Origin of the sequence: Comamonas piscis (assembly GCF_014109725.1) — a bacterium.
GTDB classification, from domain to species: domain Bacteria; phylum Pseudomonadota; class Gammaproteobacteria; order Burkholderiales; family Burkholderiaceae_C; genus Comamonas; species Comamonas piscis.
On sequence record NZ_CP058554.1, the window covers coordinates 2,028,517 to 2,053,255 of the forward strand.

The 24,739-nt window shown below is 56.9% G+C and carries 25 protein-coding genes and 2 tRNA genes; 14 read left to right on the forward strand and 13 right to left on the reverse strand.

Going from position 1 to position 24,739, the window contains the following annotated elements; all coding sequences use genetic code 11:
- The first annotated feature begins 49 nt into the window (after positions 1 to 49).
- The 4 genes from uvrC (at position 50) to HS961_RS09030 (ending at position 3,349) form a co-directional block, all read left to right on the forward strand.
- Positions 50 to 2,026, forward strand: coding sequence for an excinuclease ABC subunit UvrC (uvrC, locus tag HS961_RS09015; RefSeq protein ID WP_182327376.1), 1,977 nt, complete (start codon positions 50 to 52; stop codon positions 2,024 to 2,026).
- Between the two features lie 85 nt (positions 2,027 to 2,111).
- A complete protein-coding gene (pgsA, locus tag HS961_RS09020) occupies positions 2,112 to 2,678 on the forward strand; it encodes a CDP-diacylglycerol--glycerol-3-phosphate 3-phosphatidyltransferase (protein WP_182327377.1) in 567 nt (188 codons plus the stop codon).
- Positions 2,679 to 2,984: 306 nt separating this feature from the next.
- Positions 2,985 to 3,257, forward strand: a complete 273-nt coding sequence (locus HS961_RS09025) for an HU family DNA-binding protein (RefSeq protein WP_182327378.1) — start codon at positions 2,985 to 2,987, stop codon at positions 3,255 to 3,257.
- Between the two features lie 16 nt (positions 3,258 to 3,273).
- Positions 3,274 to 3,349, forward strand: a tRNA-Val gene (locus tag HS961_RS09030).
- A 385-nt stretch (positions 3,350 to 3,734) separates the two neighbouring features.
- Here the strand turns inward: HS961_RS09030 and HS961_RS09035 are convergent.
- Both HS961_RS09035 and HS961_RS09040 read right to left on the reverse strand, forming a co-directional pair.
- Complete coding sequence (locus HS961_RS09035; RefSeq protein WP_182327379.1) at positions 3,735 to 4,466, reverse strand: hypothetical protein; 732 nt, start codon at positions 4,464 to 4,466, stop codon at positions 3,735 to 3,737.
- Entirely contained in the window at positions 4,444 to 4,830 is a 387-nt protein-coding gene (locus tag HS961_RS09040; protein ID WP_182327380.1) for a hypothetical protein, read from the reverse strand. The genes HS961_RS09035 and HS961_RS09040 overlap by 23 nt, the downstream gene beginning before the upstream one ends.
- Positions 4,831 to 5,400: 570 nt before the next feature.
- On the opposite strand from HS961_RS09040, the gene HS961_RS09045 reads away from it, so the two are divergent.
- On the forward strand, positions 5,401 to 7,314 hold the full coding sequence (locus HS961_RS09045) for a peptidylprolyl isomerase (RefSeq protein ID WP_182327381.1): 1,914 nt from the start codon (positions 5,401 to 5,403) through the stop codon (positions 7,312 to 7,314).
- A 60-nt stretch (positions 7,315 to 7,374) separates the two neighbouring features.
- Positions 7,375 to 7,450 (forward strand) — tRNA-His (locus tag HS961_RS09050).
- Between the two features lie 75 nt (positions 7,451 to 7,525).
- Here HS961_RS09050 and HS961_RS09055 read toward each other — a convergent pair.
- The 3 genes from HS961_RS09055 to HS961_RS09065 all read right to left on the reverse strand — a co-directional run bounded on the left by HS961_RS09055 (position 7,526) and on the right by HS961_RS09065 (position 10,323).
- Positions 7,526 to 8,575 carry a tyrosine-type recombinase/integrase gene (locus tag HS961_RS09055; protein WP_182327382.1) on the reverse strand — a complete coding sequence of 350 codons (1,050 nt, stop codon included), beginning with the start codon at positions 8,573 to 8,575 and terminating at the stop codon, positions 7,526 to 7,528.
- Positions 8,576 to 9,442: 867 nt separating this feature from the next.
- Positions 9,443 to 9,808, reverse strand: a complete 366-nt coding sequence (locus HS961_RS09060) for a hypothetical protein (RefSeq protein WP_182327383.1) — start codon at positions 9,806 to 9,808, stop codon at positions 9,443 to 9,445.
- On the reverse strand, positions 9,805 to 10,323 hold the full coding sequence (locus HS961_RS09065) for a hypothetical protein (RefSeq protein ID WP_182327384.1): 519 nt from the start codon (positions 10,321 to 10,323) through the stop codon (positions 9,805 to 9,807). The genes HS961_RS09060 and HS961_RS09065 overlap by 4 nt, the downstream gene beginning before the upstream one ends.
- A 139-nt stretch (positions 10,324 to 10,462) precedes the next feature.
- Between HS961_RS09065 and HS961_RS09070 the strand changes: the two genes are divergently transcribed.
- The 4 genes from HS961_RS09070 (at position 10,463) to HS961_RS09085 (ending at position 13,922) form a co-directional block, all read left to right on the forward strand.
- The gene (locus HS961_RS09070) at positions 10,463 to 11,059 is read left to right on the forward strand and encodes a hypothetical protein (protein ID WP_182327385.1); all 597 of its coding nucleotides are present in this window, start codon (positions 10,463 to 10,465) and stop codon (positions 11,057 to 11,059) included.
- 155 nt (positions 11,060 to 11,214) lie between these two features.
- Positions 11,215 to 11,739, forward strand: coding sequence for a terminase small subunit protein (locus HS961_RS09075; protein WP_412101641.1), 525 nt, complete (start codon positions 11,215 to 11,217; stop codon positions 11,737 to 11,739).
- Complete coding sequence (locus HS961_RS09080; protein ID WP_202883146.1) at positions 11,702 to 12,019, forward strand: hypothetical protein; 318 nt, start codon at positions 11,702 to 11,704, stop codon at positions 12,017 to 12,019. Before HS961_RS09075 ends, HS961_RS09080 begins: the two co-directional genes overlap by 38 nt.
- A gap of 1 nt (position 12,020) precedes the next feature.
- On the forward strand, positions 12,021 to 13,922 hold the full coding sequence (locus HS961_RS09085) for a hypothetical protein (RefSeq protein WP_182327386.1): 1,902 nt from the start codon (positions 12,021 to 12,023) through the stop codon (positions 13,920 to 13,922).
- An 829-nt stretch (positions 13,923 to 14,751) separates the two neighbouring features.
- On the opposite strand, the gene HS961_RS09090 is transcribed toward HS961_RS09085, so the two are convergent.
- Entirely contained in the window at positions 14,752 to 14,973 is a 222-nt protein-coding gene (locus tag HS961_RS09090; RefSeq protein ID WP_182327387.1) for a hypothetical protein, read from the reverse strand.
- Between the two features lie 68 nt (positions 14,974 to 15,041).
- Positions 15,042 to 15,236 carry a hypothetical protein gene (locus tag HS961_RS09095; RefSeq protein WP_182327388.1) on the reverse strand — a complete coding sequence of 65 codons (195 nt, stop codon included), beginning with the start codon at positions 15,234 to 15,236 and terminating at the stop codon, positions 15,042 to 15,044.
- A gap of 336 nt (positions 15,237 to 15,572) precedes the next feature.
- On the opposite strand from HS961_RS09095, the gene HS961_RS09100 reads away from it, so the two are divergent.
- Positions 15,573 to 16,715, forward strand: coding sequence for a Fic family protein (locus tag HS961_RS09100; RefSeq protein WP_182327389.1), 1,143 nt, complete (start codon positions 15,573 to 15,575; stop codon positions 16,713 to 16,715).
- Positions 16,716 to 16,797: 82 nt separating this feature from the next.
- Here the strand turns inward: HS961_RS09100 and HS961_RS09105 are convergent, their stop codons facing one another.
- The 5 genes from HS961_RS09105 to HS961_RS09125 form a co-directional block, all read right to left on the reverse strand.
- On the reverse strand, positions 16,798 to 17,166 hold the full coding sequence (locus HS961_RS09105; protein WP_182327390.1) for a helix-hairpin-helix domain-containing protein: 369 nt from the start codon (positions 17,164 to 17,166) through the stop codon (positions 16,798 to 16,800).
- Positions 17,167 to 17,309: 143 nt separating this feature from the next.
- Positions 17,310 to 18,581: an Ig domain-containing protein gene (locus tag HS961_RS09110; RefSeq protein ID WP_182327391.1), complete on the reverse strand. Its 1,272-nt coding sequence runs from the start codon at positions 18,579 to 18,581 to the stop codon at positions 17,310 to 17,312.
- Positions 18,582 to 18,818: 237 nt separating this feature from the next.
- On the reverse strand, positions 18,819 to 19,664 hold the full coding sequence (locus HS961_RS09115; protein WP_182327392.1) for a hypothetical protein: 846 nt from the start codon (positions 19,662 to 19,664) through the stop codon (positions 18,819 to 18,821).
- A 12-nt stretch (positions 19,665 to 19,676) separates the two neighbouring features.
- Positions 19,677 to 20,018: a hypothetical protein gene (locus tag HS961_RS09120; RefSeq protein WP_182327393.1), complete on the reverse strand. Its 342-nt coding sequence runs from the start codon at positions 20,016 to 20,018 to the stop codon at positions 19,677 to 19,679.
- Positions 20,019 to 20,108: 90 nt separating this feature from the next.
- On the reverse strand, positions 20,109 to 20,786 hold the full coding sequence (locus HS961_RS09125; protein ID WP_182327394.1) for an ORF6N domain-containing protein: 678 nt from the start codon (positions 20,784 to 20,786) through the stop codon (positions 20,109 to 20,111).
- Between the two features lie 302 nt (positions 20,787 to 21,088).
- On the opposite strand from HS961_RS09125, the gene HS961_RS09130 reads away from it, so the two are divergent.
- Together HS961_RS09130 and HS961_RS09135 are read left to right on the forward strand one after the other, a co-directional pair.
- The gene (locus tag HS961_RS09130) at positions 21,089 to 21,748 is read left to right on the forward strand and encodes an Arc family DNA-binding protein (RefSeq protein ID WP_182327395.1); all 660 of its coding nucleotides are present in this window, start codon (positions 21,089 to 21,091) and stop codon (positions 21,746 to 21,748) included.
- 117 nt (positions 21,749 to 21,865) lie between these two features.
- Positions 21,866 to 22,171 carry a hypothetical protein gene (locus HS961_RS09135; RefSeq protein ID WP_182327396.1) on the forward strand — a complete coding sequence of 102 codons (306 nt, stop codon included), beginning with the start codon at positions 21,866 to 21,868 and terminating at the stop codon, positions 22,169 to 22,171.
- A 169-nt stretch (positions 22,172 to 22,340) separates the two neighbouring features.
- Here the strand turns inward: HS961_RS09135 and HS961_RS09140 are convergent, their stop codons facing one another.
- Positions 22,341 to 22,592, reverse strand: a complete 252-nt coding sequence (locus HS961_RS09140) for a hypothetical protein (protein ID WP_182327397.1) — start codon at positions 22,590 to 22,592, stop codon at positions 22,341 to 22,343.
- Positions 22,593 to 22,765: 173 nt separating this feature from the next.
- Here HS961_RS09140 and HS961_RS09145 point away from each other — a divergent pair, with 173 nt between their 5' ends.
- Complete coding sequence (locus HS961_RS09145; RefSeq protein ID WP_182327398.1) at positions 22,766 to 24,739, forward strand: hypothetical protein; 1,974 nt, start codon at positions 22,766 to 22,768, stop codon at positions 24,737 to 24,739.

A 24,739-nucleotide genomic window follows, 5' to 3' on the forward strand; every position in this document is an offset into this window, starting at 1 on the left:
TGATGGGTGGTTCGCTGCGGGCGGGCCCAACGCATAAGACAATAGCGCCATGGTCACCCACGTGCATTCTTCCGAACTCCTTGCCCAGGTGGCTGGCTTGCCCGCCATGCCTGGCGTTTACCGCTATTTCGATGCCAGCGATGCGCTGCTGTATGTGGGCAAGGCCATTAACCTCAAGCGCCGGGTTGCGAGCTATTTCCAGAAAGACCATGGCGGCACCCGCATCGGCCACATGGTGGGCAAGATTGTGCGGCTGGAGACCACGGTGGTGCGCTCCGAGGCTGAGGCTCTGCTGCTGGAAAACAACCTCATCAAGACCCAGCACCCGAAGTACAACATTCTTTTTCGGGATGACAAGAGCTACCCATACCTGAAGATCACCGGCATGGCCATCCATGATGGTGACCTGCGCACGCCTCCCAGCCAGGCCTACCCGCGTGTGGCCTATTACCGGGGCGCAACTGACAAGCGCCAGCGCTACTTTGGCCCCTACCCCAATGCCTGGGCGGTGAAGGAAACCATCCTGCTGCTGCAAAAGGTGTTCCGTCTGCGCACCTGCGAAGACAGTATCTTCAGCAACCGCACCCGCCCCTGCCTGCTGTACCAAATCAAGCGCTGCAGCGGCCCCTGTGTGGACCACATCAGCCCCGAGGACTATGCAGACGACGTGGCCCATGCCGAGGCCATGCTGCGCGGCGAGACCGACACGCTGCTCAAAACGCTGGAGTCGCGCATGATGGCGCACTCCGACAAGCTGGAGTTTGAGCAGGCCGCCGAGATCCGCAACCAGATCAAGGCACTGGCGAGCATGCTGCACCAGCAAAGCATCGAGACCATCGATGACCGCGATGTGGACATGCTTGCGGTGCAGGTGCAAGGCGGCAAGGCCTGTGTCAATCTGGCCATGGTGCGGGGTGGGCGGCATTTGGGCGATCGCGCTTACTTCCCGGTGCATGTGGAGGACAGCGCGGCTATCGCCAGCCTGGAAGAAGCCGAAGACCAGGAAGCTGGCCCGCCAGGCGTGGTGCTGCCTAAAAAGACGGTGGAGCAGCGCGTGCTGGAGGCCTTTGTGGCCCAGCACTACTTGCAGGTGGCGCCGCCGCCGGTGCTGGTGGTGAGCGTTGCTTTGGAGCCCGCGCTGCTGGAGGCTTTGTCGCAGCAAACCGGCACCCGCATTGCGGCCGTGTCACAACCCCGTGAGGAACGCCGCGTGTGGCTGGAGATGGCGCAGAAAAATGCCCAGCTGCAGCTGGCCCGCTTGCTGGCCGAAGAGGGCTCGCAACAGGCGCGCACGCGTGCCTTGGTCGAAGCGCTGGACCTGCCTCAGGACGACATCGACCAGCTGACCATTGAGTGCTTTGACATCTCGCACACCGCCGGGGAGAACACGCAGGCCTCTTGCGTGGTGTTCCACCACCACAAGATGCAGAGCAGCGAGTACCGCCGCTACAAGATTGAAGGCATTACCGGCGGTGACGACTATGCCGCCATGCGCCAGGTGCTGACCCGTCGTTACAGCAAGGTGGCCGAGGCGCAGCGCGATGCCGGCGGTGCTGAGCTGAGCAAGGGCTCGGCCCGACTGCCCGATATCGTGCTGATTGACGGCGGTAAAGGCCAGGTGGGTGTCGCCCGCGAGGTGTTCACGGCGCTGGGCTTGGACCTGTCGCGCATTGTGGGCGTCGAAAAAGGCGAGGGCCGCAAAGTGGGTCTGGAGGAGCTGGTGTTCTGCGATGGGCGTGACAAGGTCTACCTGGGCCGCGACTCTGCCGCGCTGATGCTGGTGGCGCAAATCCGCGATGAGGCGCACCGCTTTGCGATCACCGGCATGCGCGCTGCGCGGGCCAAGGTGCGCGTGGGCGGCAGCCGGCTGGAGGACATCCCCGGCGTGGGGCCCAAAAAGCGGGCGCGCTTGCTGCAGCGCTTTGGTGGCGTGCGGGGAGTGGAAGACGCCGGCGTGGACGATCTGATGACCGTCGATGGCATCTCGGCTGCGTTGGCCCAGGACATCTACCGGGCCCTGCATTGATGGGGATGTAGGGCCGCGCCGCAACGGTCGCGCAAGCAATAGGGCGGTTCACTGAATTTGCACGGTTGCGTGCCACAATAGCCGCATGTTCTTTACGATCCCCACCATCATGACCTGGACGCGCATCGTCGCGATCCCGCTCATCATCGGCGTGTACTACTCGCCTCTTGATATGGCCACCAAGAATTTGTGGGCCACCGTCATGTTCGTGGTGTTCGCCTTCACCGATTGGCTCGATGGCTTTCTGGCGCGCAAACTCAACCAGACCTCATCCTTTGGCGCCTTCCTCGATCCGGTCGCTGACAAGTTCCTGGTCTGTGCTTCGCTGCTGGTCTTGGTCTATCTGCAGCGGGCCGATGTGTTTGTTGCGCTGATCATCATCGGCCGCGAGATTGCCATCTCGGCGCTGCGCGAATGGATGGCCCGCATCGGCGCCAGCAAAAGCGTGGCCGTACACATGGTGGGCAAACTCAAGACCACCGTGCAAATGGTGGCGATTCCGTTTTTGCTCTATGACGGAAAAATCGCCGGAATCGATACCGGCATTTGGGGCACCTGGCTGATTTGGGGCGCCGCGGTGCTTACCGTTTGGTCCATGGTGTATTACCTGCAAAAGGCGCTTCCGGAGATCCGGGCTAGGGTTGACTCCTAGTCCATCGCCCGGAGTTTGCGCTAGACTTCATCGCGTCTGTGCCTGCAAAAGGGGCTGCAAAGCCCGTCTTGCTTGGTTGTTGACCCGAGAAGTACAGGCTGACCGGTGAAAAAATGTGATTTTTTTGCTGGCGTGCCTGGAAATACCGTCTAGAATTCATCTCATTCCAGAGGCACTGGGGTCGAGATGAAAATTTCGTGCCAGTGGTGTTGTTTTTGAATCTGTGACAGTTGTACGCTGTGCAAACTGCTCATAATGGGACGAAACATACACTTCCTTAACTCTCTTGATGAATAGAGGCTGCTTGTGAATAAAACTGAACTCATTGAGCACATTGCTAACAATGCTGATATCTCCAAGGCTGCTGCCGCACGTGCGCTGGAGTCCACCATTGACGCAGTGAAGAAAACCTTGAAAAAAGGTGGTACAGTCTCTTTGGTAGGTTTTGGAACCTTTGCTGTTGGTAAGCGTGCAGCGCGTACCGGCCGTAACCCACGTACCGGCGATGCCATCAAGATCAAGGCAGCCAAGGTGCCTAAGTTCCGTCCAGGCAAGGCATTGAAAGATGCGCTGAATTAATTGAGGTTATCAGGTGGGGTGCTTAGCTCAGTTGGTAGAGCGGCGCCCTTACAAGGCGTAGGTCGGCGGTTCGACCCCGTCAGCACCCACCAATCCATAACCAAGAAAATAAACCCCTTAGAGTAATCTAAGGGGTTTTTTCTTTGTCCGTTTGCTTTTTGACTACGGCCTATTCCGTCGCTTCAGAGCAGCGGTTGCGCTAGTTTGTGCCGTAATGGCGCCGATCTTCCTTTGATATCCCCGCTGGGGACCTTCTGCAAAACTTCCTGCCGTCGCCTGAGCGCTGGCTCGGGCGATCCCTTGCGTTGTCTTCCTTGCCCATAGCTACGGCAGTGGACTGTAAAAGACGCCTTGCGTCTCATCAAGATCTGCGTTCATCCCGATTGGCGCGGGGTAGAGAATCCCTCGCGGAGGGGGCTATCTCGCGCTGAAAAGCTCTCCAAACAGGGTCGTCAGGTAAGCGATGGTGCTGCCCCTTCAGTGTTTGGGCTGCGCTGATTTCGGGCTTTGCTCTTGCTGCGCTACCTCTAATGGTTGCGCTTGGTGCTTGGCGAGGTACCGGGCGCGCAGCGATTCCTCTGTTTGTTTGCAAACTTGCTGACTGACTAGTGTAAGTGAGGGGGTCAATATGCAAACCCCTACTGAGTGGCGGAATGCCGAGGACTTTAGTTCGTCGAAATAGGCTATTTCGCCATCCCCATGCTGCACCGTATATCTGAACTGGTACTGTGCAGTAGCGGGGCGGTCCATCGTAGAGCCAATGACGGCTCCCAGTAAGCCAATGGCTAAACCGGCACCTGCGGAGTAGCTGTTACCGCCTCGAAAGGCATGATCCAGATAGGCAGCACTTGCGACGGCACCGCCTAATGCCGCACCAGTATTTGTGCCTGCTGAGGATTGGTCTTGGCCCTGTGCATCGATGATCAGTCCATAGGCGTCGCTGGGCAAAACGCGCACGTCATAAACTTCTAAGATAGACACTCGCTCGCTCTCCCCCAACTGGCCCCACAGCTCCGCCTTGACCATGGCGGGTTTGCGCTGAACTTCAGTCACCCCGGAGTTGGTGGCTGGCTGGGTGGCCGCACTGAAGCCCAGCTCTGACGACTTCCCTGTGAATCTCGGCAGATCTGGCGCGGAAGTGGTAACGCAGCCCGCCAACGCGGATGTTGCAGCAAGCAGTACGAGCTTACTTGGTAAATTTGATTGCACGGCCTTTTCCCTCCAGCGTACCCCAGCTCACTCCGCTGATGCCGACGTTGCCGTATCGGATAAGAATCACGGCGTCTGCACCCAGTTCTGCACCTTGCTCGCGAAGCTTCTCGTTAACCATCGCTGGCGTTGGGCTCGGGTGGAAGATCGTGGTCTTGTTTACATTCACAACGATGTCGCCCAACGGCTGGTATTTTCTATCCGGCATGTCCTGATCGCTGAGGATGATGTCTTGAGGATGTGTCTTTTCGCCGACCTTCAAGGTCGGCACATCACCATAATTCTGCTCAACCCTGGTTGAGGACCATGAAGCGCACCCAGTGAGGGTGACAGCAGCGAGGGCGGAAATCAGCAATTTTTTCATGTTTTACCTGTTAGTGAAGAAACATTTTATCAACAATAGCTTACATCATCTTACTTATAAGCCGATGCTGCTCGTCTGCAGCTCAGGTTACAAATCTGCACGAAGGCGTGTCTGAGATGAAAGGCTGTTTGGCCGACTTCGCCCAGCCGGTGGCTCAGATTCGCCGCGCCACCATCGATGGAGTATCTTTATCTGCACTCTCCAGGATCTGGTGCAACGCTATGGCTGCCGAGTCCACGGTTCCCTATGCGGCGTGAAACCCATTGCGCGGTCCAAAAAGCCTGTAATCCCTCATGCACCCCCCTGCCGCCATAGGGAACAAAAACTCTTTCGCTGTACACTTACCGTTTCGACGTATGTGCGCCGTGAAGACGCACGTATTACGCCCTATTTGACAGGGGTGGGTTGCCGTCGTGGTTGCTGTTGTATCTTGTTGATCCGTAAGGTTGAAGAGCCTTGCCAAGCCTAGATCGACGCTTCCGCTTCATGCGCAACCATCACCACCTTCTCAAAACCGAATCAAGGCGAATGAGGGTTCGCCTTTTTTTTTGTCCTCAGGAAAGTTAGACGATGTTTGAAACCATCCGCAAGTACTCCAAGGTGCTGATGTATCCGCTGTTCTTGCTGATCATTCTGTCTTTTGTTTTGGTAGGTGTGAACCAGAACTACTTCACCGAAAAGAGCCCGGTGGTCGCCAAAGTCAATGGCAAAGACATTACGCAAATGGATTGGGACAATGCGCACCGCGTGGCGTCCGACCGCATGCGCCAGCAAGACCCGAACATGGATTCCAAGTGGATGGATGGCCCAGAGGCCCGCTATCTGACCTTGGAGCGCATGGTGCGTGACCAGGTGATTGACGCTGCTGTGCAAAAAATGCACCTGACGGTGGACAATGCGTCGCTGGTCCGCGCGCTGCAAGAGATCCCGCAGATCGCTGCGCTGAAAAAGCCGGATGGCTCGCTGGATGTGGACGCCTACCGCGCGCTGGTCGGCGCCCAGGGAATGACGCCTGAAGGCTTTGAAGCTGGTATGCGCCGTGACATCGCTGCACGCCAGGTGCTGGGCGGTGTGTCGAACACGGCTTTTGCGACCGACGAGCAGACCAAGCTGGCCGTCGATGCGCTTTACCAGCAGCGTGAGATCCAGTTGGCGCAGTTTGCAGCCAAGGACTACGCGTCCCAGGTCAAGACCACGGATGCCGATGTGGAAGCTTTCTACAAGAGCAACCAGGAACTGTTCCGCCAAAAGGAGCAGTCCACCATCGAATACGTGGTGCTGAATGCTGATGCCGTCAAAAGCATGATCAAGCCCAGCGAAGATGACCTGCGTACGTACTACAAGGAAAATCTGAGCCGCTTCATGGACAAGGAACAGCGCCACATCAGCCACATCCTGATCGACGCGCCCGCCTCCATGTCTGCTGCTGATCGTGAGAAGGCCAAGCAACGTGCCGAGCAGTTGCTCGCCGAGGTCAAGGCCAACCCTGCGCAGTTTGCCGATGTGGCCAAGAAGAACTCGCAAGACACCGGCTCGCGCAACAGCGGCGGCGATCTGGGTCTGGTCAAGCAAGGCGATATGGTCAAGCCTTTCGAAGATGCTGCCTTTGCAATGAAGACGGGCGATATCAGCGATCTGGTGAGCACCGAGTACGGCTTCCACATCATCAAGATGGGCGAGATCAAGACGCCGCGCACCCCCAGCTTTGAAGAGCTGCGCGCCAAGATCGAAACCGAAGTGTTGGCCCAGCAGGTGCAGCGCAAGTACGCCGAAGTGGCTGAGAGCTTCTCAAACCTGGTGTTCGAGCAATCCGACAGCCTGCAGCCCGTCGCTGAGAAGCTGGGTCTGAAGATCCAGAAAGCCGAGCACATCACCCGCACTGCCGCACCAGGTGCGACCGGTCCGCTGGCCAATGCTACTTTCCTGGAAGCACTGTTCTCCAGCGATGCCTTGCAAAACAAGCGCAATACCGAAGCCATTGAAGTGGCTCCGAGCACCTTGGCATCCGGCCGTGTGGTGGAGCATTTCGATGCCCGCATCCTGCCGTTTGAAGAAGTCAAAGCCAAGGCGCATGACCTGTTCGTCGCCCAGAAGGCTGCCGAGCTGGCCCGCCAAGATGCCCAAGCCAAGCTGGAAGCCTGGAAGGCCGATGCTGCAGGTGCAAAGCTGGCTGCGCCAATCGTTGTGTCCCGCCAGGACGCCAAGGGCCAGGCGCCTAGCGTGTTGAACGCTGCCATGCATGCCAAGATCGGCGATGCCGCATCGTGGGTGGGTGTGGACCTGGGCAACGATGGCTACACCATTGTGCGCGTGAACAAGGTGGTGCCGCGTGGTGAAGACTCTGCCGAGCTGCGCCTGCGTCAAAAGCAGGAGTTTGAACGTTACCAGTCCAATGCCGAGACCCTGGCGTATTACGAAATGCTCAAGGAGCGCTTCAAGGTCCAGATCAAGGTTCCTCGCCCCGCAGAAACAAAAATTTCATAAAAACGGGGATTTCATGAAAGGGGCCAAATTTCTGGCTATAATCATGTCTTCCCCAACACGGTGGCTGTAGCTCAGTTGGTAGAGTCCAGGATTGTGATTCCTGTTGTCGTGGGTTCGAGCCCCATCAGCCACCCCAAATAAACAAACGCGCTAGTGCTATAAAGGTACTAGCGCGTTTTGCTTTATATTCCCATTTTGGGAATTTGATTTCTTACAAGGCCCGGCGTTTCACCTCCTTGTTGCGGTCATAAATCCGCGCAGTGGTGGCAGGATTTGCGTGCATGTCTGGCAGGCTTCCCGTCTCCTGCTTGTATGACGTTGCATAGTAGGCGCGCAAGTCGTGGAACGTGAAGCTCTGCGCAAGGCTGATCACTCCTTCCTCGATAGCTGCACCTCTGGTCTTGTTCCACATGGACTTGAAGCCAGACGCTGTATAGCAGTTCCCATCCCGGTTGGGGAACACGTACAGGCACTCTAGACCTCGTTCGTCCCGGATACCTTTTAGGCGAACGAAGACGGCTTTGAGTTTTGGAGTGATCTCGATGACATCGATCACCTCGCCTCGCTTGCCGCCACGTTGCTTGGCGCGCTTCACGCGCACCACGCTAGCAACCTCGTCCACCTGTGGCCATGTCAGATCCAGAAACTCAATGCTTCTAGACCCGGCCAGGCTCGCATACTCAGCCATGAGCCCAATCACCTTCCTCTGAGGAGTCTGTCGCGCAACCCATGCTGAGAATGCCTCAATGGCCTCGGTTGTAGGTGCTTCCGAGCGCGGGGCTTCCTCATTGCGGCGCACTTGTTTGCATGGGTTGGTGGCTATGTCGCCTCTCTCCACTGCCAGGTTGAGCAGGTTCGACAACAGAGCTTTCTCCCGGTTGGCGCGGACTGGTGCATCTGCGCGCTCTATCCGGAGGTAACGCGCTATATCTGTCGGCGCAATATCTGTTGAGCGCGCCTCTCCAAACACGCGCAACACATGCTTCGATGACTGGGTGTAGTCGATATGCGAGCTGGGGCTGAGTTTCTTCCAGTACGGGGAATCCTGATACAGCCGCCAAAGCTCCTCAATGGTGCCGGCGTCTGTGTTTGTGCTGGTCATGTCCAGCACCTTCTGGATAGCTGCCAGTCGATCCCTGCCCAAATCTATTGGCTTGCCCTTATAAGGATGGTAGCGAAAGGTGAAGCCGCCACGCTTCAATGGGCGGGCTTCCATCCGTGGCAGCAGGCCCAGATTCGTGTGGCGATCTCTAGTGCGCATTTACTTACTCCAATTGATCTTGCCTGTGGGCTTTGCATCGCTGCTCTCTAAGTAGAGCTTCTCCAGGAGGGTGCGCCGCACAAGAGGGCGTCCATCTGGGCGATGCGGCACTTCTTTCAGGCCGAATAGTCTAGCAATGTGCCTGCGCTGGGCCGCTGGCGTCGTTAGCGGCTCGCACAACTCATTCACCTCAGCGGGCGTCAGCATGAGTGAGGCCATATCCATTCCTCCAAAAAATTACCCCGCTCATTGGCGGGGCTCGGGTTCGTCTTGTTCGGGAAGGGGTGCTCGTTTGTCACCCCATTTGCGGGAGCGTTTGCTGGTCATGGCATGGACTCTCCAATGTGTGCGGCTACATCCACAATGGCGCGCCTGTACTCAGAGCTGGGGTAGCTAGGGCAGTAAGTGCTGCCCTCAAGGACACGAACATAGGCTTCGACAGCATCATCATCGTGCTGCCATTCCAAGTCGATCTTGAGCTTTGCGGCCAACTGCAGCGCGTGCCCGTCGTGGTTGGTGAATCGCTGTCATGCGTTTTCACGCTGTGGCAGTAGTGGTCACCGCCATTTGCCATAAATTTCTGGATGTGCGCCACAGTTACTTCTTCACTTCCGCACTCTGGGCATGTGTGTGCCATATCTCAATCCTCCTTCTTGGCCTGGGCTGCCTTCTTGCTCTCCCAGGCCTTGATTTCACGGGGCGTCATGAAGCTGTAACTGTCGGACCCGCAAGTGGGGCAAGTGCTGGTTGAGCAGCTCACCCCTCCCATTGATCCGGGCGTTTTGCTCAGGTCGGTTTCGTACCCGCGCCAGGAGCAGCGAGTGCGGCCGCAGCGGATGGGCGCGGTGCCGAATGCTGGGTATTTGCTCATTGGTTGCTGTCCTTCTGTGGTTGGGCCTGGGCGGGCTGGCCCTCCCTCTGCTGGGCGTTGCGGAGTGCGGCACGCGCTTCCCATGCCTCCCACGGATCAGCCGAATCGTCAGAATCGTCGTCGGCTGCAACCATGGCATCGCAGCAGGCCGCGCACCAGCGGTAGCGCATGAAGTGCCCGAACTTGGCAGCCATGCTGCGCACTCGTTCGCCAGGCTTAATCTCCTGCTCACAGTGAGAGCACGGCCCAGGCTTCCGGGCGGTCACTATCTTGTTAGACAGCACGCAGTCGCCTGGCTCGCCGAAATCGCCCTCGAAAGGGTCGAAGTCAAGGATTGCTTGTTCTTTGGCTTGGCCGTTCATGCTTTGCCGCCTTCCTGGGCTGCAGCCATGGCGTCTGAGCAGGCTTCCTCTGCAGTGTCGCCTTGACCCTGGGCTATAACCTTCCGTCCTGGGTTGATCACCGTGGGCATGCACAGTGGCCGGTCGGTAATCCACGCCATCCAACCAGTGACACGGTGATAGCACAGCTCAAAGTAGGCCGACTCGTTCTCTGCCAGTAGCGCGGCATGCTTCTGGATCAACTGACGAATGGGATCAACCTGTGTATCAGATCCCATGGCAGCCATAACCTCTTGAATCGCCGAGGTCATCAGGCGCCCATTTGGAGAAGCTGGATCAAACTGTTTCGTATCCAATCGAGTCTCATAGCCAAAATTTGGCGCTAGCCGTTCATAGACCTCATGGAATTTCTTTGCCAGCTCCAGCGCATCAGCGGGCTGGGCCTGGGGTGCTGGCTGCGGGCCAAAGACGGGAAACATTCGAACGCCGTCAACCTTGGAATACGCAAACAGCGCGTTGTAGGCCTCGGTCGTCATCGATGCGGGCAGCTCGTCCTCGAATAGGGGGCAGTTGCAGGTTGATGGGCGGCAGTTGGCGATGGAGATGTGATCGAGATCAGTCTGAAAGTGAGGTTAGGATCGATTACATTCTGTAAACTTTTCTCCAGATTGAGACATGAACGAAGAAGCAACACAACTTAAGGTAGACGGCGAGAGCGCAAATCCAATTGACGCCGACAAAGACATTATTGTTTGGCGCACAGCGATGCTGGGGGCGACGATGCTCTGCTTCTTTTTGTACTTCGTGAGCTTCTGTTTTGCGTGGAACCCAAAAGACACTGACGATTTTTACAAAGGGTGGTCGGCACTTGGAACATTCATAGGCGGAGTATTGGGGCCGTTAGTGGCGTTTGCCGCTTTTTATTGGTTGACGGAATCCGTAAAAATACAAAGAGTAGAGCTGAAAAAAGCCCATGAAGCTCTAATGGAGTCTGCTGCAGCTCAAAAGGAACAATCTGAAGGCAGCAAGAAGTTAGTCAGAATTAATGCACTATCTGCCATTGCAGATCTAGCGGACGCTCAACTCAATAGGATCAATCAGAGAATTCTGGAGATCGATACGATCCTTGAGGGAGACAGTAAATTAGGCGAACTTTCAAATGACGCATATGCATCGCTCAAAAGTCAACGAAAAACACTCGTGACCCAAGCTGTAAATTTTGCAGGAGAGCGAGAGCGATATATTGAGGAAATGAAGAGTTTGGCCCACTAAGCCTATCCACCTAAACCTCTTGCGACTAACCCCTCGTAGGGTTCGACTCTAAAGCCCAGCCCCTGAATACTGGGGGCATGGCCACATCAAAGCCGGGCACCAAGCCTGCGATCCCCAAGAAACCAAGCACCAAGCCCGCTGCAAAGAAAAAGGCAGTGGGCGTTGCTGCGTCTGCGGCTCGTCCACCCCATGCCCTAGACCGTTCGGTCATTGATACCGTTCTGGAGAAGCTGGTAGAGGGTAACAGCCTGCGATCCATATGCGCCGAGAAGGGCATGCCCGCCATGGCAACGTTCATGCGCTGGCTGGCAGAAGAGGGGGAAGAAGGCGACAAGCTCCGAGAGCGCTACGCGCACGCGCGCGAGGCCCAGGCAGAAACCATCGCAGAGGACATCCTGACCATCGCTGACGAAGAGTGCACGATGGTGAAAGCCAGCAAGCACGGTAGCAGCGATGATGGCGACGGCGAAACTGAGGTGATCTTTGATGCCACGGCCGTTGCCCGCAACCGTCTGCGCGTGGATGCCCGCAAGTGGCTGCTGTCCAAGCTGGTGCCAAAGAAATACGGCGACAAGGTGCAGGCTGAGCACAGCGGACCAGGCGGCGCGCCAATCGCAATCCAGTCGACGGTCACGTTCGTTGATGCGCCGCCAACGGGTGATGTGCCTGGCGGCGCTTGATGTGGAAGAGGGGATCAAGTCGGCCCGCATGCTCTTCCCTCGTTGCTACTTCGATAGCGCGAAGACTGCACGCCTGCTTGAGTGTTTGAAGCGTTACCAGCGCCAGATCAACATCAAGACCAATGAAGCCACGGTGCCTCTGCACGATCAGTACAGCCACGGCGCCGACAACTTCCGATACATCGCGCAGTCCGTAGAGCACATGCTGCGCAGCCAACAACAACGACCGATAGCCACAAGTGCAGCCTGGACCGCACACGATCCAGAAATGGGGTATTGAAATGCAAGCCATCACAGATGAAACTCAGCAACCCAGCGTGCACGAACGCCCTGACTCAATGGCTGACAGTGGCCGGGCATTCCTCAATACCCTGATCTCCAAGCGCAAAGAGGCCATCGCAGGCCGTAGCGGGTCAGGCATCGAGGAAGAATGGACTGAAGACGAGGAGCACTACCAAGGCATTGATGATGCGAACCGCGCATTCCAGAACGCCAACCAGCTCTACGGCAGCCGCAAGACAGCCATCCTGAATGGGAAAAGTGCGAATAAGGCTGACGGCGCCCGCTCGGTGATCTTCATCAACATCACCCGCAGCTACACCGACGCGGCAAGCGCACGGGTGGCTGACATGCTGTTGCCTATCGATGACCGCTGCTGGGAGATCAAGCCGACGCCGCTGCCACAGCTCTCGCCGACCAAGCTTGCGCAATTGGCCCAGCAGATGGGCGGTGTTGACCCCGGCCAGATTCAAGACCAGATGCAGGCGCAGCAGGCAGAGGCTGTGGAATCCGCCAAGCGCATGCAAGATGCCATCGAGGACCCCTTGGTTGAATCCAACTGGCACGGCGAAGTTCGCCAGGTGATCGAGGATGCAGCCCGGGTGGGGTCTGGTGTGCTCAAGGGGCCATTCCCCGTGCTGCGCACCGTGCGCCTCACCCAAAAGGACGAGTACACCGGCCTCACTTCCATGATGAAGGTGGAGGAGATCCAGCCAGCCAGCAAGCGCATCGATCCGTGGAATCTGTTTCCCGATCCCTCCTGCGGCGAAAACATCCACCACGGCAGCTACACCTGGGAGCGCGAATGCATCAGCAAACGCCAGATCAAGGAGCTGCTGGCCGACGATAGCTATGACGCGGTCGCGCTTGCCGCCGCGCTCAAAGAGGGCCCCAGCCGTGTTCGTGAGGGCACTGAGGCGACCTATCGCCCGGGTGATGATATTGAACGCGAGGTTGGTGATTTCTTGCGAAGCGAAGTTGATGGCAAGCTGCCATATGAGTCGATCAAAAAGCTCCGTTCACTGGTTGGTCAGGAAATCAGTGAAGGCGGTTTAACTGCCGATGTGCCGCGCAGCAAGTGGCGAGCCTTGTACTCGGCGCTCAGCGATGACCTGGGCACCGCCGCAGAAGCAGCAGGCCCATCAGCACAACAAGCATGGACCCGCGCCAACCAGTACACCAAGGCCAGCATTCAGCGCCTGGAGCAGCTGGAATCGGTGGTGAACCGCGATGCGCCCGAAAAGATATTCAAGGCTGCAACCAGTGGCCTGGCTGATGGCGGCACCCAGATCAACCGCGTCATGAAGTCTATGCCTGTCGAAAACCGCCGCGAGGTGGCCGCCGCTGTGCTGCAGCGCCTAGGCCGGGCGCGGAACTCAGCCCAGGACGAAATGGGCGCCGCGTTCAGTCCGGAGTCCTTCCTGACGAACCTGGCCGCGATGTCGCCCCCAGCGCGCACAGCTTTATTCGCGAACTCTGGCTTCCCCGGCCTGCGTCAACGCATCGAGACGATGGGCAAGATGTCGTCGTTGCGACGCGAGGGTGCGCAGGTTTTTGCGAACCCTAGCGGGACGGCACGGCAAACTGCGTTGCTGGGCGGAATGTCGGGCTTGGCTGGTGCCTTGGCTACGGGAAATATTCCAATGCTTATGGGTGTAGTCGCAGCACCTGTGATGGCTCGCACATTCGCGGAAGGTCTCGCTGGACCGAAAGTCGCTCAGTTCTTTGCACAAAGGTCGGCCCTCAACCCCGCGACCCCCGCAACCGCAATCAACGTAGCGAACCAGGCCACGCAAACCGAGTCCCCGATCTACACCAACAAGACCAAGGCCAATCTAGAGGCTAGCAGATTGCGCATGCGAGCCGTCGAGGTGCCAGGGGGGTGGAAGCTGGTGCCGCGATGACCACGCAACAAAAAACCGCCCTGAGGCGGTTGGAGGAGAAGGGCTATTTTTGTCCAGTGCTTCGCACAACCTCAGCTTGACCTTTGATCCCAATTTGGTCACAGAGACGCCCGAGCGCTCCGTCTGTGTATTCAATTCGCCATTGATCTAGCACGTCAGTTTGAGAGGGGTCATATACGACCCTACCGGTTTCGCCGGACGGGTGTCGGATCAAGTCACTTTCAGAAATCTCATGATCACTGAAATCAGTCCATGGTGCTGTTTGCATCGCCGTAAGCCTTGAAGGTAAATCGGTTGGCAGGCTTTTGAGCACGCGGAGGGAACCAGGCCGCTCAGGCCCGCTTTTAGGGAACGAAGGAATCTATTTCGTGAGAGCTATCTGAATGCCTTCAAGCTTTGCGTGCTCGACTGCTTCGTGAGCGGTCTCAAACAGCTTGGAGAACGTGTAGACGGTGTCTTGTGCGACGGACCCCTGGCCAGACTTCAAGGAAACTGCTGATTGAAACTTGCCATCTGGCTGCTCGGAAACGCCAGGAGAGATGAAATAGCGGGAGATCTTGTTTGTGTCTTTAGAAAAATGGAACATATATGCGCGCTCCACGCGCTAAAACGGTGGAGCATGAGGCGCCAAAAATAAATGCAGAAGAGGGGAAAGCCGACCCTAGGAATTTATTGTGGCTTGGAGAGCTTGCCTAGGATGGGGGTGCGAAACGGTGTGAGAGCCAGGCACTTTGACGGATCAAGGGGCAAGCGTGCCCTGATCGAAAATTCAGGATAGCACAAAGCTGACTTTTGTGCCTGACCGAAACCGCGAGGACGTTCGCTCACTTCAGTTCTTGATCATCTTCCGTTGCAAGCCTTCGCGGAAGAGGTGCCCGCCGATCTCGGCCAGGGAGAACATCTCTTCCTCAGAGATGCTTCCCTCGATCTCACTCATGAACACAGCTAAGAGCGCCATAGCAGCATCTGGGTCACAGGGGATGCCCAGCTCGTCCATGCGTTCTGCCTGCTGGCGGAAGGTTTCGATGTAGGGATCAACGGGTATGGTCATGGCTTCCTCCTGTGCGAATGCTACCGCGCAGGCAAAAGAAAAGCCACCCGGAGGTGGCTGTGGGATGGTCAGCGATCTGGCACCGCGTTGCACTGAAGTGCTGGCAGCTTTGGGTGTAGCTGAGAAAAGATGAACTGAAGCTCATCATACTCCGAGGGGCGCATTTGGTTGCTTCCATAGCCAACTTGAAGAGGTGGGAGGCGCTGGCCGGCCTCTCCAAGTTCCTGCGCAAAGACAGCCAGCATCCGAGTCTGTTCATCCATGATGATCTCCATAATTAAGGAGCGATCAGAGTACGCCCAACTTGCGCCTAGCGGGCTTGGGGTTAGTGAAGATCTGACTTGGCTAGCGTGGGCTGCAGGAGCTGCTAAGCTATGAGCGGCTGCAACGGTAGTTGAGGTAGTTGGCTTTGCATGATCAGATGTCATCTTCGAAAGTGACTAGTTGACAAGTTTAGAGTTTGGTGCAAGAGCAGTTCAACAAAAGTTTAGTCGTAAGTTGAGTTGTATTGCCATGAGTGGCAATATAAGCAGTTGCTGTCACTGGGAAAAATCCATAAAATTTGAGATGTTACAATCCCCCGTTTGACATCTTTCAACATGGCAACCTTCGTGCATCATGAGCTGAGGCTGCTCAATCCTCGGTTTGACTCTCCTCTGCTTGACGTTCTCACTGACCTTGAGCATCTACGCAGGCTTGAGATCTCTGGTGACACCCCTCCTGAGATGTTCTTCCAGCTCAAGCAGATCTTTCATCTGCTTGAAAGCCTCTCATCGGCGCGCATCGAGGGCAACCACACTACCTTAGCTGACTATTTGGATGCCCCAGAGTCTCCAGGAGGTCAGGCCGACCACCTGATGGAAATTAAGAACATTGAGCTAGCCATGCGTCACATTGACGAGGCCATTGTTCAAGGAGCTTCGCTGACCGAACTTGACGTTCGTGGACTCCATGAGATGACTGTCATGGGTTTGATCAGAGAAGGAGACCGCAGCCCGGGTTCTTATCGATCTGGGCCGATATCAATTTCTAAATCAGACCACAAACCGCCAGAGCACTTATCCGTGTCTGGATACATGGCTGAGCTGTTTGCATTTATCAACGAGCCGCATCAGCCAAAGTATGACTTGATGAAAGTTGCCCTAGCGCATCATCGTTTCGCCTGGATTCACCCATTTGGAAACGGGAATGGTAGAGTAGTGCGTCTGATTACCTACGCAATGCTAATCAAATATGGCTTCAAGGTGAACGGAGCTGGCCGCCTATTGAATCCTGCAGCAGTCTTCTGCGCGGATCGAGAAAAATACTATCAGATGCTCTCTGCAGCTGATGCAGGCACAGATGAGGGACTAGAGAATTGGTGTACTTATGTGCTGACGGGGGTGCGTGATGAAATGGGAAAAATCAACCGCCTGACTGACTATACCTATCTCAGTAAGAGCATTCTTTTGCCTGCAATTGATCATGCGATAGAGCGTCAATACGTCACCTTAACCGAGGCAAAAATTCTTAAAATAGCTGTTAACAAAAAGGAGGTGAAGTCTGCAGACCTAACCCCCGCGATGGATGGCATGTCAGGTGGCCAGCGCACATATCAGATCAAGAAAATGGTGGATTCACATCTTTTAGCCCCAACTAGGGAAGGCTCCAGAAGCTACGTTTTAGGAATTCGAAACAAGTTGCTTTTGAGAGGGGTGATTAAAGCCCTTACGAATGAAGGCTTCATATCTGAGCTGTTGTGATGTTAGCGCTAGTTAGGTATTTCAGAAGATGAATTTTCTAAACCCGCTCCGGCGGGTTTTTTCATGCCCGGGCCAGGCTGCGCTACGGCTCGCGCCTCTCCCCCGCAAAGAACACGCGCTCGATCTCCCGGAGCTTGTGAACGCCAAAGCCATCAATCTTCATCAGCTGCTTGGGGTTCATTGCCCGCAACTGCTCAACAGTCGTGATGCCGCCGCGCGCCAACGCTTGAACCGTGGCTGGGGATAGCACGCCATTGAGAGATGAGCCTTTAATCTGACGCACTGGAGTTCTCGGCATGGCAGGAGTGAATGACTCGCCAGGGAAGAGTGAGCGCTCGATGTCCCTGAATCGGAGCATCCCCATGCCTCTCATCTTCAAAAGTTGATCCGGATATGCCCGGCGGACTTCTTCCACTGTACGAATTCCGTTCCTTAAAAGAACGGTCTTCACGCGCGGGGGCAGCAGGTCGCCTAGAAGTGTCTCGGGCTGTAGCGAAGGGTGGAGGTGCATGCTCTGCATCATAGATGGTGCAGCTTTTGACAGCGAGAGGGAAAGAGCGGGTGTAAAAAAGCCCTCCGAAGAGGGCTCACAGATCAGTTCGATTTGCGTCGGCGCATGAGACCCATGGATCCCGCAACTACCCCCGAGAGCAGCAGCAGGCCCAAACCGCCCAGGGCTGGCACTGGTGTTGGGGTAGCTTGAACCACTGGCGCAGCAGTGATCACGATCGTGAAGGTTTGTTCAGCAACATGGACTGCCTTGGCCGCCAGTTCAGGTTGCACAGCGCTATCCATGGCCATGACCGAGAAGCTGTACGTGCCAGGTGTCGTGGGCGTACCAGAGACTACACCACTCGCAGTGTCCAGCTCCAGGCCGGGCGGCAGGTCGCCAACCACAGAGAAGGTGTACGGAGGCAGGCCGCCTGTTACCTGCAGGGGCTGAGAATAAGCAGCTGCAACAACACCGCCTGCGAGCGTGATGTTTGGACCTGCACCCACAAAAGTGATGTCAAGAGGATCCACGACGAGAGTCAGAGTAGTCGTCTGCTGACGAGATGCGTTATCGGTTACAACAACCGTAACGGTTGCAGTTTGCGGTGAAGTTGGCGTGCCGCTGATCACTCCGCTAGCCGGGTCGATGCTTAGTCCAACCGGTAGACCAGAGGCCGACCACTTTAAGGGCTTCTCTCCACCGGTAGCCTCTAGAGTTGTGGTGTATGGCTGGTTCACTACAGCTGTGGGCAGAGCAGAGCTGGTGATCATCGGAGAGTCGTCGCAAGTACCCTCGAATGGTTGGGGCGCTGTCCAGTAACTAGGATTCATTTGAACCCCGTCAGCCCGATCGTTGACAAATTGGTTGTAGTCGAGGTTATATAGAACACCATTAGCAGAATTGGCAAACCAATTCAGGCCTGAAAGGTTTAGCCCGCTGGTGGTGAATTTCCCCCCCTCAACGTTGTTTGCTACTACCTCCCCGAACATGCTCGTGAGTGCTCCGGTCGCATCAGTGATCACACTGCCACTAGCGATCGTAGGAGGCGTATCGACCAGGTTTTGCATAAACACAGCGTTACGTGCATCATTGAAACGCCAGATGGTGCACTTCAGATTTGCGGAGGTCCAAGATTGCGAGGCCGAACTACTTGCGCCGTTATCGAAGACAAAAGTTACGGTGTAGCTCTGGTTGGCGATAATTTCGGGGATGTTGCTTGCGTCGATCTGTCCGGAATATGTTGTAGCAAAAGGCGCAGCAGATACCGGAATGGAGAGCGATGCCGTCATGAGGCCCGCAACCATGAAGTGCGTGTTATTGCGCAACCAATTTTTCAGCATTTCAATCGTCACGGTATACGGTTTTTTAGGCATCGTCTTTCCTCTAGTCGGTCAAATTTTTACAACGTAAGATTGTTAACAATTTGTTTCAGTCCGTCAATCCCTGAAACTAGTGATAGGGCGCACCCTAGCAGCATCCCTTCATCCAGGCGCAAAAAAGCCCGCGTCTGCGGGCTGCTGGGTGTGGTGGCTGGCCTCGCATTTCCCGAGGTCGTCAGCTAGGCGTGCATGAAAAAGCCCTCGGGCGAGGGCTTGTAGGGGCGGTGCAGCTTAGCGTCCGAATATCATCTGGGCGACGCCAAAGAGCATGAGGCCTATCGCAGCGACAAGTCCAACTAGCCCCACGAGACCGATGCACACGCTGATGAACCCCGAGCGTTCTTCCTTGTCCTTCACCTGCTGATCAGCACGGCGCAGAAGCTCCATGTTCTCCAGGTAGGTAGGTGGTCGCTTGAGGGGGTCGAACTTGGGTGCCATGCCCAAGATATTACCGCACAACTCCAAAAATCGAAAAATCCGACTCTCGGGGCGCATCCACGGCAAGCCCTCCATGTGTTTTGCCGCGAGGAATAGGGCCCCCTCCAGTTCCTCTCGTGAGATGCTCCCGTCTAGCAACAACCCCTCTCGGATCAGCCGGCCGCGTGTGGCAAGAAACGCTTTCTGCCAGGCGCGATCAGGTCGCAGCGTGCCGGTCTGGTAGCAGATCAGCTCTTCAGCAGCATAGGCCGCAATCTCGTCCGATTCCTGCCGAGCCGACAACTGGTAGTTGCCTTTGCCATCGACGTAGGTCTGCCGGATGTGGGCCTGCAGCTGCCGCAGACCCTTATCCCCCGACTTCGCACCATTCTGGATGCCGCGCATGAAGGTTGGCCACTCTGCGCCCAGCCACTTGCGCATGCCGTAGTGGCCGACGGCTTCATGTGCAAGGGTCTGGACGACGGTGGTCGGCGCCTGCTCGGCAACCACATGCACCTCTCCCTTATAGAACAGGCCCCGAGCATCCTCTGGAGCTGGCACGGGCAGATGGCGGGCCGTTGGCGCGATGTGCACCTTGGGCCCGCGCTGCCAGCGCGAGGTGAACCAGGTGGTGATGGTCGAGGCGTAATTTGGGGGCATGATGGCTGTCGATCAGTGCAGAGTTGGCGAGACGGGTTCGATGACCTCTCCCTCGGACAAAAACACACGTTCGACCTTGCCGATCAGGAGCAGGGCAGCGCGGCGTTCGCCGACCTCAACCCAGCTTCCATCAGGGTCCTCTATCTCCAGCCCATCCGCGCCGTTGCGCACACGGCGCAGGCCGTGCCAGGTGCGAGTTGGCAGCAGGTACTGTAGCGCGTAGATCCCATCGCCCTGGAATTCTTCGCCGGGATGCAGGCGAATCAAGTCGCCGGCCTCTGCGTAAGGGCGGCAGTGTTCCAGAATCTGAATCACCTGGGGTGGCTGTAGCGTCGGGTTTGCGATATCATTCATCTCGGTTTCCGTTCGTGAGAGTTCGGTTTCCTAATGAAGCGCTCAACAGCCTGATCTCTGTTGGGCGCTTCGCCATTTCTGATCCGCGGTTCATGACAACAGCAGCTTCTGCACCATGTCGAGCTGAGGCGGCTCCCCAAACAGATCGCGCTGGTTGTTCGCAATCCGCTGCCAGTCGTTGCGAGTGTCCTGCCCAATCGCAACGCGATCACAGAACTCCAAAGCCTCGGCGGCCTGCTCCTTGGTCATCTCCCTGAAGTGATGAACCCCTGTATAGAGGTTGATCAGGGTGTAGACCTTACTGAATAGCAAGCGGTGTTTAACCACTGTTTCAGCAGTAAAAATATAGAGCGGCAGTCGATCCAACATCGTGCTGCGCTTGGTGCCGTCAACAATTGGCTGCCGAATCTTTGCGGTGAAATAGGCGTCTTCCATCTGCTCGAAAACATCCCAAGCCTTGTCCGTTTCAAGCATCTTTGCGTGGCGGGCCGCGCCGCGCTCAGTCCAGAGAATGAGGCGAGCTGTGCGCTTTGGAACCAACCGACTATCTGTCGGTATGTCGTTTTTGAACTGACGCAACTCTTCGCCCTCGATCTTGAAGAAGTGCTTGCCTTCCTCAAAGCGATCTGCGTTGCGCTCGAAGTTTTTCTGAATGTTATCTTGGTCACTCCCATAGAGTTGGCCCAATTGCTGGGTGGTGCAAACACGCTGCTCCTTGTATGTGATGACTGATGTAGTCACTTCCCCGATGGTGACGATGGTGCTCATGTTGATGCTCCGACGCTGCTGATAACAGTCGCCAGGATGTCAGGCTTGGTACGGGCTTGAACACCTTCGCGGATGAACGTCAGGAGCTGAGAGTTAAAGGTCCGACCCTCCTGGAGGGCGGCTTCATGGACCTGCTGATGAAGGTCTCTCGGGATGCGGATGCCGCTGCGTGCCCAGTCTTTCTGCGTGTGATTTGCTGCCATAAATATGCCTTTATGCCGCGTGTATGGTTACGCGGTGTAGCTATGGTATCGCGGCGTAGTTATGGATGGCAAGCTTTTTTTTAACTACACTGCGTAGCTATGGCAAAAGCACCGAAAACCACTACCGCCCCGACAGGGCAGATCGCTCCGTTTGGGCTACGCATGCTTCCCGAACTGCGTGAAAAAATTGAGGCCGCCGCTAGGGAGAGTGGCCGCAGCATGAATGCAGAGGTCGTGTCGCGCTTGGAGGAGTCGTTTACAGGGGGCGGAGATTCAGACAAAGTAGCTCTCGTGCTGAGCCACAAGCTATCTAGGGCGGAAGTGGACCTGACCTTTGAAAGAATAAAGAATCTAACCGCGACGTACGAGGCTTACATCGCTTCACAAGCTGCTATCGAGCTGATGGAAGTTATTGAGCGCAAAGTTCCCTCTATCAATTTCGACGAAAAGTTGGCTCAGCGCATTCGTGGCATCAACAAAAAACACCTTCCTACTGTTGAAAAGGCTGGGCCTCAGCCGTTTGATTTGCTGGAGAAGGAATCAGATGACGCGCTTGCAAAACACATCAACATTACCGATAAATTGATGGCTCGAATGCTAGCTGATCAACCTTTGACACAGGAAGACGGGAAAGCTCTTGTCCAGCACTTAAAAGGTGGAGATGCATCGGTCGCTTATGAAGGATTCTGGCAAGGACTGATGAAAATTGTTAGTGGCGATGAAGGCACTGATCAAGCGCCCAAGCGCCCCAAGAAGTAGCCACCAAGCCCTCTCCGGAGGGCTTTTTTACGCCTGCCCCCCGTAGGGTTAGCCCAACTTCCCCCACCCACCGAAGATGCAGAAAAGCCGCCTCGTCGGGCGGCGTGGAGGAAGTAGATGAATCAGCAAGCACCCGGTCTGCGCGCCGCAGTCCAGAGTCTCAACGCAGCGCCCAGCGCCCAATCTGAACTTGAAGGCGTGCTCTCGGCAATGGAGGTAGAGCTTAAAAGCTTGACCGATTCCGTTGCAGTGTTTGTTGAGCGCGTGACTCCAGTGTGTCGTGACCTTCCTACAGGAGAAGGCCGCGACGATTCCAAAGCACATGCCAGCTCACCAATCGGCGGCCGCATTGCCGCGCAGATTGATCAGGTCCGCGCAATGAAGCATCGCATCAACACGCGGATCGCCGAGCTGGCAATCTAGTCAGAGAATTTCATAAGAGTAAGCCGCCCCTGTGGGCGGCGTGAAAGGATGATGATGGTTAAATTTTTGCTACCCCTGATAGCCGCGCTCAAGGCTGGAATACACGGCCCTGATGGATGGGATCTTGGCGTTGCAGTAGCGCAAGCCTTCAAGGGCTGCAAGGCAGAGCTCAGTCGTTCAACTGATCGTAGTCAGGGTGATGCTGGTCACTGAGGGCCAGTGCTAACTGAGCTCGGAAGTCAGCCAAAGTTTTTGCAAGGTTCGTGGCGCCCACAGTATTTGGAACTGGGGGCCTGCCGTCCCCTTTAGTGACACTTGATTCCAAGCTTCTGACCAACACCTCTGGTTTTGTTGAAAGAATGGTGTGAATCCATTCATCAGCAAGCATATATGCGCGATCGGTAGAGTCAGGTTTACTCATAAAGCCCTCTCGGGATGGAAGTTGTGGAACTGCCATCGTAAACCGAGGGGGCCTTTCTATTCACCAGCACCCCTGTGGGGTTCGCGTCGAAAGCGCTGACAGATAACACTGGCTCACATGCGCTTGTACCCAGCAACCAACCACCAAGCCGCAGCCAGAAAGCGGGGCAGGTAATGCCACGCACGGTAAGCCTTGGCGCCATTTTGGGCCTGAACAACCGCCTGCCTCCAGCACGCATGGAGGTGGCGCTCCCCAACCGCACCACGGCCGCCTGGCTGCAGGTGGCTAAAAACATCGACCTGACCGCCAGCGGCTTCATCCGCCGCCGAGAAGGCAGCGCAGTCGTGGATGCTGCCGATTGCCACTCCATCTGGGCAGACAAGTCCGACGCATACATGGTGCGCAATGGCGACTTGGTGCACATCAACGTGCGCACGCTCGCGCAGACCGTGGTGCAGGCCAGCCTCGGATCGTCCCCTGTGCAGTACGCCCGCTTGCCTGACGGCATGGTGTACTGGACCAACCGCTACCAGATCGGCCGCCTGGCCGGTGCGCAGGCGCGCCGCATCCTTACGCCCATCCCCAACCCTGTGCCGCAGGTGCAAGCCGTGGCCGGCAGCTTGCCTCCAGGGCGCTACCAGGTGTGTTTCACCGCGCTGGGCCCGGATGGCGAATCGCCTGCGACTGAGCCTCAAGCCATCCACCTGCCTAACGGCGGAGGCGTGGGAATCTCTGGGCTGACGCCCAGCACGCTGGTTTACGCCACGGGGCCGGATGGCGAGATCTTCAACGAGATCGCACCAGGCGACTACCTAAGCCTGGGCAATACAGGCGCTGCCTGCAGCGGGCTGATGCTGAAGGCAATGCCGCCGGGCGCCGCGCTGGCCCACTACAAGGGCTCGCTGCTAGTGGGCAGTGATCGCTTGTATGTGGATCCGGCCAACCAGGTGTTGATCGAGGGCCTCTTTACCTCTGGCGTGCTGGTGTCGGGCGAATCCGGGGTGTTCACCAGCGACAGCCCACTGCGGCCCTTTAAGCCGCGCGGCCGGTTGCCGTTCTCCAGCGTGGAGGGCGGGAATTTTCAGGACCAGGGCTACATCGCGAGCCACAGCGATGCCACGGGCTACGTGGTCGACAACCAGTTCACGGGCTTCGCGCCTGATTTCGACGTGGCGGCCAATGCCGGCGGCGGCAGCACGCTCACCATGGCGGCCATCGTGACGGGCGCTGTGTACCGCACGCGCAATGGCGCGGTGTTTCAACCTGACTTCACCGCTTACAGCTGCCGGGCCATCCCTGAGGCTTTAAGCGGCAGCATTCTGGATTCGGTGCGGGTCATGCCCGGGCAGTATGTCCTGGTGAACGGCGTGCGCACGGGCTTTCGGGGTGCGTCCTTTGTGACGCTGGAGATGCTCGATGGCCTTGGCGCTGGGCACTACTGGCCCAATTTCCTGGGTATCAAGCGCGACAACACCGGCTGGAATGGCGATTTACTGGGCCTGCCCTACACGATGATCGCCATGCACCAGCTGCTGGTGCTTGGGCCCGGCCGCTACCTGCTGGTGATGCGGTGCATGCGCAGCGTGCGCCGGCCCACCCTCAGCAACAACCTGAGCATGCCCGTGGCGGTGGCGCAGTTCACCAAGGATGCCGGCCAGACCTGGGAACCAGTAGCAAGCCTGGCCGCTGCCGAAGACGAGTTCGCCACGGTAATGGCCTTTCCCCAGCAGGTGGGTGACGGGGCGGGAGTGGGAGCGTCCGACCGCTACGCCAAGTATTTCAACGACGCGAGCTTCTACACCAGCTTCAGCGCCGCAGCGCCCATTTCCGCTACCCGGTCGCTGGCCTTGATGATGGTGACCTACAACGACTATGCCAACAGCGGCGGCGAGGTGGTGCCGGGCCAGCCCATGATCGGCAAGCTGCGCACGCGCATCAAGGTGGTGCGCATCGATACGGCCGGCGCGGGCTCGATCACTGAGGCGCAGACCGTGTTTCACGGCAGGCAGCTGGAGGGCGCGGCCAGCTTGGGGGATGTGCTGCCCACGGGTGACGGCATGCTGTTCTGGCTGAGGGATGTCGAGGCGGATGTAGGTGGAAAAAATCAACATCGCCCGCGACAGCTGCAGGTCTGCAGCCAGAAATAG